The following is an 11,170-nucleotide window of genomic DNA, read 5'->3' on the forward strand; positions in this document are numbered from 1 at the left end:
CTACACGGCGCGGGCGCCCTTGCGAAAGTCAAGCTCGCGCAGCAACTTGGCGGTTTCCGCCATCAGCCGGTTCGCGGGACGCGCCCTGGGCATGGCCAGCACGAGCTGGTTGCGTATGGCCGGCGGGCCGATGGGCGCAGACTGTATGCCAGTGCGGGCACCGGCCAGATTCAACGCACTGTCCGGAAGAATGGAGCAAGCCAGTCCCTCCTCCACCACGGACAGCGCCGTGTGCACGGCCCCCACCTCGGCCACCACGTTCAGCCGGATCTTGCGCGGCAGCAGGACGGCGTCCACGAGGCTGCGTATCGGGTTATGGGTGCCCGGCAGCACCAGCGGAAAGTCCGCCAGGGCCGAAAGGCCGATGCGCGACGGCAACCGGTAGCCCTTGGGAGCCACCAGCAGCATGGACTCGCGCATCAGGGGTTCGTAGGACAGCAGGGGCGTCGGAGCAGGGTCGAACATCAGACCCAGGTCGATGCGGCCCGCAATCATTCCCTCACGCAAGGACAGGCTCAGCCCCTCCACCACCGAAAGCAGTGCATGCGGCAGCCGGCGCCGGAACTCCCGTATCAGCGGCACGGCCAGGCTTGCCGCCACCCGGTGGGGCAGGCCCACGACCACGCTGCCGACGGGCTCGGCATGCATTTCCTTGAGATCGGACAGCGCCTGGCTGGCCGAGTTGAGCATCGTGCGTGCATGCGACAGCAGTGTCTCCCCGGCCGCGGTTGCTGCCACGCCGCGCCCTGTCCTGTCCAGCAGCCGCTGCCCCAGCTCCTCTTCCAGCAGTGCGATCTGGCGGCTCACGCTCGGCTGCGCCAAATTCAGCGCCACGGCCGCGCGGCTGATGCTGCCGTGCTCCACCACGGCGACGAAGTACTCCAGTTGGCGCAGATCCATAGGTATTCAACATAGCTGGTATAGGCGCCATCCAGTTTAACTTTGCAGGCATCGATCGCAAACTGGCCTGCATCGCCGCTTGCCACAGCGGCTCCACCGTGTCACATGAGGAAAGCCAATGAGCAGGTTCAAGTCCAGGATAGCCATCGTTACGGGGGCCGGATGCGTGGCAGCAGGCTGGGGCAACGGCAGGGCCATGGCCGTGCGCCTGGCGGAGGAAGGCGCGAAGGTGCTGGCGGTGGACCGTGACCAGGCGCGGCTTGACGAAACGCTGTCCCTGGCCGGCGAGGCGGCAGCGTCCATCACGACCTACATCTGCGATGTCACCGACTCGTCCAGCGTCAGGGCCATGGTCCAGGCCTGCCTGCAGGCCTGGGGCGTCCCGGACATCCTGATCAACAACGTGGGCGGCTCCGCAGCCGGCGGCCCCATTCAGCTGAGCGAGCAGGACTGGGACAGCCAGATCGACATCAACCTCAAGAGCGTCTTTCTGACCTGCAAGCATGTGCTCCCGCACATGGTCGAACGCGGCAGCGGCGCCATCGTCAACGTGGCGTCCACCTCGGGCCTGCGCTGGACCGGCAGCGCGCAGGTCGCCTATGCGGCCAGCAAGGCCGGCGTGATCCACCTGTCCCGCGTGGTGGCCGTGCAGCATGCGCCTGACGGCATTCGCGTGAACACGGTGGTGCCGGGCCAGCTGCACACCCCCATGGTGGAAGCGCGGCTGGCCAGGCAGCGCACAGGCGGCGATGTGGAGACGCTGCTGGCCTCGCGGGTCAGGCGCATCCCGCTGGGCTTCATGGGCGATGGCCGCGATACCGCCAGTGCCGCCCTGTACCTGGCCAGCGACGAGGCCCGCTTCGTGACGGGAACCGAGCTTGTCGTGGACGGCGGCATGACCGCACGCTGCGACTGAAATTGCACTGCGACTGGACTTGCACTGCGACTGGACTTGCACTGCGACTGACCTGGCGCTGCGACCGACGGGCCGATCGCCGCGGCCAGCCGCCATGGACATCGCATGGGCCCTGGGGCGAAGGCCGTGCTATGTCCCGCGCCAATGGGCATGCCGCACGCCCAGCTTCAGCTGCTGGATGCGCCGGTGGATGGTGGAGCGGCTGACGCCGAGCTGGCGCGCCGCCTCGGAGACATTGCCCTGGCATTGCGCAAGCAGCTGTTCCAGCGCCTGTGCGGCGGGCTCGCCGGCATTGCCAGCCAAGGCGGTGCGCGCTGGTGCGCGGTGCAGCGCATCGTGCAGATGGTCAGGCAGGTGGTCGGGCTCGATGGTGCCGTCGCCATCGTGGCCGCACAGGGCTGCGGCGTAGCGCAGCGCGTTGTGCAGCTCGCGCAGGTTGCCGGGCCAGGCGTGCGCGGCCAGCACGGCGCGGGCTGCGTCGCCCAGGTGCAGGTGGCTGCCCAGGGTGGCCAGCATCTGGTCGGCAATGGTCTGCAGGTCGCTGCGCTGGCGCAGCGCAGGCAGGCGAAGCTCGGCCGCGTTGAGGCGGTACAGCAGGTCTTCCCGGAAGCTGCCACGCCGCACCAGCTCGGCCAGCGGCTGGTGCGAGGCCGAGATGAAGCGCACCGCCACCGCCCGTGGCACGCGCGCCCCCAAGGGAGTGATTTCGGATTCGGACAGCACCCGCAGCAGCTTGGCCTGCAGGGCCAGGGGCATGTCGCCGATCTCGTCAAGGAACAGCGTGCCCTCGTGTGCCGCAGCAATCAGCCCTTCGCGGCCCTTGCTGGCGCCGCCGGTCCAGGTGCCGGGCAGGTAGCCGAACAGCTCGCTCTCCAACAGTGCCTCGGGAATGGCTGCGCAGTTGATGGCAATGAAGGCGCCGCTGCGGCCGCTGGATGCATGCAGCGCGCGGGCCAGGTATTCCTTGCCCGCGCCGGTCTCTCCCTGCACCAGCACGGGCAGCTCTTGCGGTGCGAGCCGCGCGGCCTTGCGCAGCAGCGTCTGCAGTGCGGCATCACCCGTGTCCAGCGCCTGCAGCGCAGCAGGCAGCGGGGGCTGCGCCGGCCTTGCCTGCGCTTGCAGGCGGCGTGTCCGGCGCTGCGGCTCCATGGCATGGGCGAAGAGGATGCTGCCGTCGCGGGCGCGGATGATGCGCTCCTGCGCCGGGCGATTGCGGCGCAGCTCGGACAGGTGGCGCAGGTCCACGTCGAAGAAGCGCTCCAGCGGCTGGCCGATGAGGCTCTTGCGCTGGCGCCAGTCCAGTTGCGCGGCCGCTGCCAACAGCCGCGCGCCCGCGTGGGTCATGGCGCGGATGCGGCCACGTGCATCGACGCTGATGGAGGCGTCGGGATCGACGTCGAGGAAATCGGGCGACTGGGCCAGGCGCACCACCCAGTCCTGGCCGGACTGCGCCATCAGGTTGGCCTGCTCCACGCGCCGCGCCGCGGCCATGACGAGGTTGAGCGCCAGGTTCTGGCTGGCCCGCTCGGCAGGTGAGCGCAGCAGCGACAGGTCCAGCACCGCCGCGAGTTCGCCGCGCATGTCGTAGATGGGCGCGGCCGTGCAGGACAGGCCGGTGTGGGTGAAGTCGAAATGGTCGCTCTGGTGCACCGTCAGCGCCTCGCCCGTCTCAAGGCAGGCACCCACGGCCGAGGTGCCCGAGTGGTCCTCGCGCCATTGCGCGCCCAGATACAGGCCCGCGCGGCGCAGGTCGCCCTTGTCGGCCTCATGCCCCAAAAAGTCCACGGCCACGCCATGCCGGTCCGCCAGCAGCAGCACGTAGTCCAGGCCCTTGAGCTGCTGGTACAGCCGCTCCAGCGCATGGCGGGCGATGTGGATCAGCGGCTCGGACTCCTCGCGGTGCGCGCGCAGCTGGCCTTCGGTGACGATGTGGGCTTCGCTGGTATGCGCCGGGTCGAGCCGGTGGGAGTCGATGCAGCGGCGCCAGCTGCGCAGCACGGCGCGGTCGCGCTCCTGCCCGCGGTGGGAGTAGCCCAGGCCGAAGGCTTCGATTTCCTGGATGTGCGAGGCGTAGGACTGCAGGGGCATGGCGTGGAGTCGATGCGGGCTTTGAACGTGCCGCAGACGATTCTGTGCCCTGTGCGGCGCAGCGCCAATCAAGACTTACCCACTGCCCCTGCTGCGCTGCAGCACGCCTGGTGCGACAGGTGTCGCAGGGCTGCCCCACCTGTGGCGGGCGGCAATGCCGGGCAGTGGGTTGCAAGGCGCAGGGTTTGTACCGGAGGCGCGCAGGCAACCCCTTGATTTGCCTGGCGCATCCTGCCGCCGGGCCTGCCTGGCATGGTGATTGCGTAAGAGCGCCTGCCCGAAGAAAAACCAGCGGGCATGACCGCATCAAGGAGACAACCATGACCGATACGACGCCCAACGCCCGCGCCAAGGCGATGCTTGACCAACTCAACCATGCCCTGGGAGACCGCGACTTCGCGGCCGCCAGCCGCCTGTTCGCCGACGAATGCTACTGGCGCGACCTGGTGCTGCTGACCTGGAACATCAAGACCATGGAAGGGCGCAGCCAGATCGCCGACATGCTGGCTGCGCAGCTGGACGCCGCGGCGCCCGTGCGCTTTTCGCTGGACGAGCGCGAGTCGGTGGAGGAGGCCGATGGCGTGGTGTCCGCCTGGATCGTGATCGACACGCGCCATGCGCGCGGCGGCGGCCATGTCCGCATCAGGGACGGGCGCATCTGGACGCTGCTGACGGCCGCCCAGGAGCTCAAGGGGCATGAGGAACCCATGGGCACGCGCCGCCCGATGGGGGCCGAGCACGGCATCCGGCGTGGCCGCCAGACCTGGCTGGAGCGCCGCCAGCAGGAGGCCCAGGAACTGGGCCGCGACAGGCAGCCTTTCGTGCTCGTCATCGGCGGCGGCCAGGGCGGCATTGCGCTGGGCGCGCGGCTGCGCCAGCTGGGGGTATCGCACATCGTCATCGACCGCCAGGCGCGCCCCGGCGACCAGTGGCGCAACCGCTATAAATCGCTGTGCCTGCACGACCCGGTCTGGTACGACCACCTGCCGTACATGCCTTTCCCGGACAACTGGCCCGTGTTCGCGCCCAAGGACAAGATCGGCGACTGGCTGGAGATGTACACCAAGGTGATGGAGGTCAACTACTGGCCGTCCACCAACTGCCTGAACGCCCGCTTCGATGAGGACCGGCAGGAATGGGAAGTCACCGTGGAGCGCAATGGCGAGACGCAGGTGCTGCGCCCCAGGCATGTGGTGTTCGCCACCGGCATGTCGGGCAAGGCGAATGTGCCCAAGATCAAGGGCCAGGACATCTTCAAGGGCGAGCAGCAGCACTCGTCCCAGCACCATGGCCCGGACGCCTACGCGGGCAAGAAGGTGGTGGTGATCGGCGCCAATAATTCCGCCCACGACATCTGCGCGGCTCTGTGGGAGCACGGCGCCGATGTGACCATGGTGCAGCGCTCGTCCACGCATATCGTGCGCTCCGATTCGCTGATGGACATCGGCCTGGGCGACCTGTACTCGGAGCGCGCCGTGGCCAGCGGCGTGACGACCAGGAAGGCGGACCTGATCTTTGCCTCGCTGCCCTACCGCATCATGGCCGACTTCCAGGTGCCGGTGTACAACCGCATCCGCGAGCGCGACGCTCAGTTCTACCGCCAGCTGGAGGCGACCGGCTTCATGCTGGACTTCGGGGATGACGACTCGGGCCTTTTCATGAAGTACCTGCGCCGCGCCTCGGGCTACTACATCGACGTGGGGGCCTGCGATCTGGTGATCGACGGCAGCATCAAGCTGCAGGCGGGCAAGCAGATCAGCCACCTGTCGGAAAACGCGGTGGTGCTGGCCGATGGCACCGAGCTGCCGGCGGACCTGGTGGTCTACGCGACCGGCTATGGCTCCATGAACGGCTGGGTGGCCGACCTGATCAGCCAGGAGGTGGCGGACAAGGTAGGCAAGGTCTGGGGCCTGGGCTCGGACACCACCAAGGACCCGGGACCGTGGGAGGGCGAGCAGCGCAACATGTGGAAGCCCACGCAGCAAGAGGCGCTGTGGTTCCACGGCGGCAACCTGCACCAGTCGCGCCACTACTCGCTGTACCTGGCGCTGCAGCTCAAGGCGCGGCAGGAAGGCCTGCCGGTGCGTGTCTATGACCTGCAGCAAGTTCATCACCTGCGGTAAGGCCGAATAATCGCCATGGGGCGGCTGTGCCGCCCGCCAACCCAGCCTTGCAAAACAGAAAGTTCAATCATGAAAGCAGCACGTTTCCACGACCGGGGCGACATCCGCATCGAGGACATCCCCGAACCCGTGGTGGAGCCCGGCACCGTGGGCATCGAAGTGGCCTGGTGCGGCATCTGCGGCACGGATCTGCATGAGTTCATGGAAGGGCCGATCTTCATCCCGCCCTGCGGCCACCCGCATCCCATCTCGGGCGAGTCCGCACCCATCACCATGGGGCATGAGTTCTCGGGCGTGGTGTACGCCGTGGGCGCAGGGGTGGACGATATCCAGGTCGGCCAGCATGTGGTGGTGGAGCCCTACATCGTGGCCGACGATGTGCCCACGGGGCCGGGCGACAACTACCACCTGTCCAAGGACATGAACTTCATCGGCCTGGGCGGGCGCGGTGGCGGGCTGTCCGAGCGGATTGCCGTCAAGCGCCGCTGGGTGCATCCCATCTCCGATGCCATTCCACTGGACCAGGCCGCGCTGATCGAGCCGCTGTCCGTGGGCCACCATGCCTACACCCGCAGCGGAGCGAAGGCCGGCGATGTGGCACTGGTGGGCGGCGCCGGCCCCATCGGCCTGCTGCTGTCGGCCATCCTCAAGGCCAAGGGCCTGACCGTCGTCATCACCGAGCTCAGTGCCAAGCGCAAGCAAAAGGCGCGTGAATCGGGCGTGGCCGATCACATCCTGGACCCCTCCGAGGTGGACGTGGTGGCCGAGGTGATGAAGCTCACCGGCGGCAAGGGCGTGGATGTGTCGTTCGAATGCACCAGCGTGAACAAGGTGCTGGACACGCTGGTGGCCGCGACGAAGGCCACGGGCGTGGTGGTGATCGTGTCCATCTGGAGCCATCCGGCCACCATCAACGTGCACAGCGTGGTCATGAAGGAGCTGGACGTGCGCGGCACCATCGCCTACTGCAACGACCACCAGGAAACCATCAAGCTGGTCGAGGAGGGCAAGATCAACCTCGAGCCCTTCATCACCCAGCGCATCCAGCTCGATGACCTGGTGGCCCAGGGCTTTGACACGCTGATCCACAACAACGAGTCGGCGGTGAAGATCATCGTGCAGCCACGGTTCAAATAGCCGCTGGGCACCGCGACTGCACGAACCTGGATCTTTCGTGCCGGTCGCCGGCGGAGCCGGGCGCAAAGGGGTCAAAACCCGGCGGGGGCCGACACATGTGTCGAGTCTCTTCGAGGCTTGAACCTTGAATCAAGGTAGATCAACCACTTGGCTTACCTCGAGCAGCATAGTTTTGAACTCCCGGATCGCTCAGTTTTGAACTTCACCAGAAGTTTTTCACTAAGTTTTGAATTCTTCCTTCACCGAATACTGACGTCAGTCTTTTCGTTCTCGTCGATAGCGCTTGGCTTTACCTGGTAGTGGTGCGGCAGCTCTACGCTCGCAAGTCATGGCGCAGAGCGCAGCCGGCGGCATGTATGTATGCGAGCCCGAAGACATAGAAACGTTGCCATTGACATTGCAGCAATGTTGCAGGATGATTTCCAAACAATTTCGGAGGGCATCCATGACACGCGACATCGCCGTTGGAAAATACATCGCCACCCTGCGCGAGCAGGCGAGACTGAAGCAAGCCGAACTCGCACGCAAGCTCACCTGGAGCCCCGCCGTACTGTCCCGCGTCGAGAGCGGTGAGCGCACGCTCGGCGGCGACGAGCTGGCTACGATCCTCAACGGCATCGGCACTCCCGAAGCTCTCAAACTACAGGAAATGCTCGCCCGTGAATGGAAGATCCTTTCTGAACCTCCGCTCGGCGACCCGGATGCCGACCTCCTATGGAGCGCTGAGCAGACGGCCCAACAGGTTCATGACCTGGCCGAGCGGCCGGACGTCAAGCAGTTCTTCGAGCGCCGCCTGGTACGTTATCAGGACGAGCTGAAAACAGCCGCCGCGCGCGTGGCCGACAAACGCTTCCGCGCCGCCTTCATCGGCACCATCGCCGTCGGCAAGTCGACAGCAATCTGCAGTGCGCAGGGCCTCGAGATTTCGACGGGAAAGGGCTTGCCAAAAGCGGTGCTTGAGACCGGCACCGGGCGCATCACGCTTTGCGAGGTTCACGTCCGGCAGGGTCCAGGCTACGGCCTGATGGTCGAGCCCTGCAGCGATGACGAAATCCGCCGCCACGTTTCTGACTTTGCGAGTTTCCTGCTCCGACCGACGCAACCGGTGCCGCAGGATGACGACGAAAGTGAATCCGCTTCACCTGGCGTGTCCGGCGAGATTGAGCGCGCCATCCGCAATATGGCAGGCCTGCGCCGCCGCCGAGCGGAGCGGAAGCAGGACGGCACGGTCGTGCCCGCCAGCGACGAAGCCCGGGCGCTGGCAGCAACGCTGACAGACTCGAAGGCGCTCGCGGTCGAAATCCTCTCGCGCATGGAGCTGCACCGGCGCGCAGAGCGCGATATGTGGCACAGCGCCGACAGCGGCACAAACCCGCTGGAGTGGCTACAGGACGCGTTCGAGCGCATCAACAACGGCCGCCACTCGGATTTCACGCTGCCCCGGCGCATTGAACTATTCGTACCGCAGACCATCCTGCAGGAGAGTGAGGTCGATCTCACTCTGATCGACACGCGCGGCATCGATGAGTTGGCGGAGCGTCGCGACCTTGAGCAGCACTTTGACGACCCGCATACAGTCGTCGTGCTGTGCAGCCGGTTCGATGAAACCCCAGCTCTGCCGGTCCGGCAGCTGCTGACGCGCGCTAGGGAGGCCGGGGTACGCACCCTGGAGAGCCACGCAGCGATCCTGGCGCTGCCGCGGCCGGGCGAGGCGACGATGGTCAAGGAAAACGGCGTCTTGGTCCAGGACGCGGCGGAAGGTCGCGAGGTCAAGGGCTTCGAGGCTGCAGATCGTCTCCAGCAACTCGGCGTTGGCACAATACCGATCGAGTTCTTCAACGCATCGGAGGATGACCCGGAGGATCTACGCAGCTTCGTCTGCAGGCGTATCCGCGTAGTCCGGCAGTGGCAGCGCGACGCCTTGGAGGAGATCATTTCGGGAGCGCAGGCGCTGCTAGAAAACCATGAACGGGCCCAGGCCCGCGAGGCGATGCAGGCCGCAGCGCGCAGACTGCAAACTTGGCTCGAAAACAATGCCGCGCTGCCCAAGAGCACAACGCGGCACGTGCATGACAGCCTCGTCAAGGCGGTCGAGGCCGCCCATCCGCGGACGGTCTACGCTGCCATCGTGCGCGACGGGGATTGGTTGAACCTGCACTACGGGCATCAATTGAGTCACGGCGCACGCCGGCTCGCCGCAATTCTCACAGAGCCGAAGCTAAACGAGTTTCGGGCGATTGCGAACAACCTGCTCCAGGACGATCAGTTCGCCGACGCACACGGCCTCGTGCATCAGACCATCAGGTCCGTGGAGGCCGGCTTTGACGCAGTGATCCGCAAGGCCCAACTGGTCGGCGAAAGTGTGCACGCCGACGAGATGCGAGGGGACTCCGACTTCTGGCGCGATTGCAGCAGCCAGTGGGGTCTGGGGAAAGGCTATCGGGAGCGAATCAATGTGCGCAATCATGACTGGTTTTGCGTCAAGCACGATGGCGAGGCGGATGCGCGAGTGCTGGCCGCGGTTACAGAGGCCTGGGACGACGCGATGGCATCGGTGCGCCATCTGCTGATCCAAGGCTGAACCCGGGCGGCCGTTGCCGTTCGCCTAGTTGGCAGCAGTCCCTCGCGCCAAACAAATCTTCAGTCCGCACTGTAATCCGCAGCAGTCGTTGAAGCCTTAGGCTGAGTGTCCGAAATCAGTTCTGGGGCCGCCGGTAGCGGCTTTGGGGCGAAAGACTGCTGACGGCGGTGGATTCAACCGGTCAACGCAACACACTCATCAAACATTTCAGCAGGTGTGCTGAACCCCAGTGTCTTCCTGGGACGTTGGTTCAATTGCCTTGCAATCGCATCCAGTCCTTCCTGCGAGTAGCCTGACAGATCAAGCCCTTTGGGGAGGTACTGCCTGAGCAACCCGTTCGTGTTCTCGTTGGTACCCCGCTGCCATGGATGGTGCGGGTCACAGAAGTAGACCTGGATGTCGGTCGCCAACGTGAAGCGCTTGTGCCCTGCCATTTCCGAGCCGCGATCCCAAGTCAAGGAGCGGTAGAGCTCATGCGGCAGGCTCCTGGCATGCCTGGCCAGGGCCGCAGCCACGGTGTACGAGTCTTTGTCCACCAGCTTGATCAGCATCACATAACGCGTGTGTCGCTCCACCAAGGTCGCGATCTGGCTATGGGCATCGCCGAACAGCAAGTCTCCCTCCCAATGCCCCGGCACGGCTCGGTCCTCAATGCAGGCTGGGCGTTCAGCGATGGGAACGGCATCGACGATTCGGCCATGAATGCTGGTCTTCTGCGTGTAGTGCCGTGAACGACGCATGCCTCTGGTGCGCCGCAGATGCTCGAGAAGTTCCTTCTTCAAGGCACCCCGCGTCTGGACAAAGAGCGTGCGATAGATGGCTTCATGCGACAGCTGCAAGTCCCTTTCCCCCGGGTAAGTCTGTTTAAGCCATCCTGCGATCTGTTCCGGCGACCATTGATGCTGCAGTTTGCCCGCTACGATCTGTGCCAGGGCTGGATTGCTCGCCAGCTTGCAAGGCTTGTGGCGGTGTGCACGCTCCCAGGCAGCTTCGTCGGCCCGAGCAGCCCTGTAGCAAGTCTTGCCACCGTTGCGGTGAAGCTCACGGCTGACGGTGGATGCGGCTCGACCCAAGCGTGCAGCCACGCAGTGAATGGATTCGCCCACTGCCAGAGCTCGCGAGATCTCCTCGCGCTGAGTGAGGGTCAGTGCCAATCGGGACCGATGGCGCGCTGGCGAGCGGATTCCGCCGGTTGCGGCCAGGATGTTCTGAATGGAGGTATGTGGTCGATCGAACAGCTTGCCGATCTGGTGCAGGGTATCGCCCTTGCTCCAGCGATCCCACATCATCGCTTTCTGTACTTCGGTGTAGTAGATCCGAGGTCTTTGCTGCATGGCCAGCACTCCTTGCGCCAGGTGCAGTCATTGTGTTGCATCGACCGGTTGAATTCGCAGCCAGGAGCGGCCGATTGATTCCACCGCTAAC

Annotated in this window: 7 protein-coding genes; 4 read left to right on the forward strand and 3 right to left on the reverse strand. The window is 65.5% G+C overall.

The features are described from left to right. Positions 1 to 900 carry a LysR family transcriptional regulator gene (locus ACRSCF_RS24355; RefSeq protein WP_034367981.1) on the reverse strand — a complete coding sequence of 300 codons (900 nt, stop codon included), beginning with the start codon at positions 898 to 900 and terminating at the stop codon, positions 1 to 3. Between the two features lie 118 nt (positions 901 to 1,018). Here ACRSCF_RS24355 and ACRSCF_RS24360 point away from each other — a divergent pair, with 118 nt between their 5' ends. Further along, positions 1,019 to 1,816: an SDR family NAD(P)-dependent oxidoreductase gene (locus ACRSCF_RS24360; protein ID WP_034367984.1), complete on the forward strand. Its 798-nt coding sequence runs from the start codon at positions 1,019 to 1,021 to the stop codon at positions 1,814 to 1,816. Positions 1,817 to 1,945: 129 nt separating this feature from the next. On the opposite strand, the gene ACRSCF_RS24365 is transcribed toward ACRSCF_RS24360, so the two are convergent. After that, a complete protein-coding gene (locus ACRSCF_RS24365) occupies positions 1,946 to 3,904 on the reverse strand; it encodes a sigma-54-dependent Fis family transcriptional regulator (protein WP_244387256.1) in 1,959 nt (652 codons plus the stop codon). Between the two features lie 320 nt (positions 3,905 to 4,224). On the opposite strand from ACRSCF_RS24365, the gene ACRSCF_RS24370 reads away from it, so the two are divergent. From ACRSCF_RS24370 to ACRSCF_RS24380, 3 genes are all read left to right on the forward strand, one after another. Beyond that, positions 4,225 to 6,027, forward strand: a complete 1,803-nt coding sequence (locus ACRSCF_RS24370) for an NAD(P)/FAD-dependent oxidoreductase (protein ID WP_034367991.1) — start codon at positions 4,225 to 4,227, stop codon at positions 6,025 to 6,027. A 69-nt stretch (positions 6,028 to 6,096) separates the two neighbouring features. Next, entirely contained in the window at positions 6,097 to 7,164 is a 1,068-nt protein-coding gene (locus ACRSCF_RS24375) for a 2,3-butanediol dehydrogenase (RefSeq protein ID WP_016450158.1), read from the forward strand. Positions 7,165 to 7,609: 445 nt separating this feature from the next. After that, on the forward strand, positions 7,610 to 9,745 hold the full coding sequence (locus ACRSCF_RS24380) for a helix-turn-helix domain-containing protein (RefSeq protein WP_012203682.1): 2,136 nt from the start codon (positions 7,610 to 7,612) through the stop codon (positions 9,743 to 9,745). Between the two features lie 173 nt (positions 9,746 to 9,918). Here the strand turns inward: ACRSCF_RS24380 and ACRSCF_RS24385 are convergent, their stop codons facing one another. Beyond that, the gene (locus tag ACRSCF_RS24385; RefSeq protein WP_012203681.1) at positions 9,919 to 11,079 is read right to left on the reverse strand and encodes an IS30 family transposase; all 1,161 of its coding nucleotides are present in this window, start codon (positions 11,077 to 11,079) and stop codon (positions 9,919 to 9,921) included. Between the last annotated feature and the right edge of the window lie 91 nt (positions 11,080 to 11,170).

The organism is Delftia sp. 11MD, assembly GCF_050907895.1.
Lineage (GTDB): Bacteria > Pseudomonadota > Gammaproteobacteria > Burkholderiales > Burkholderiaceae_C > Comamonas > Comamonas tsuruhatensis.

Excerpts from the sequence above, each read along its gene's own strand:
- ACRSCF_RS24355 (WP_034367981.1), bottom strand. The coding sequence starts at position 900 with ATGGATCTGCGCCAACTGGAGTACTTCGTCGCCGTGGTGGAGCACGGC.
- ACRSCF_RS24360 (WP_034367984.1), top strand. The coding sequence starts at position 1,019 with ATGAGCAGGTTCAAGTCCAGGATAGCCATCGTTACGGGGGCCGGATGC.
- ACRSCF_RS24365 (WP_244387256.1), bottom strand. The coding sequence starts at position 3,904 with ATGCCCCTGCAGTCCTACGCCTCGCACATCCAGGAAATCGAAGCCTTC.
- ACRSCF_RS24370 (WP_034367991.1), top strand. The coding sequence starts at position 4,225 with ATGACCGATACGACGCCCAACGCCCGCGCCAAGGCGATGCTTGACCAA.
- ACRSCF_RS24375 (WP_016450158.1), top strand. The coding sequence starts at position 6,097 with ATGAAAGCAGCACGTTTCCACGACCGGGGCGACATCCGCATCGAGGAC.
- ACRSCF_RS24380 (WP_012203682.1), top strand. The coding sequence starts at position 7,610 with ATGACACGCGACATCGCCGTTGGAAAATACATCGCCACCCTGCGCGAG.
- ACRSCF_RS24385 (WP_012203681.1), bottom strand. The coding sequence starts at position 11,079 with ATGCAGCAAAGACCTCGGATCTACTACACCGAAGTACAGAAAGCGATG.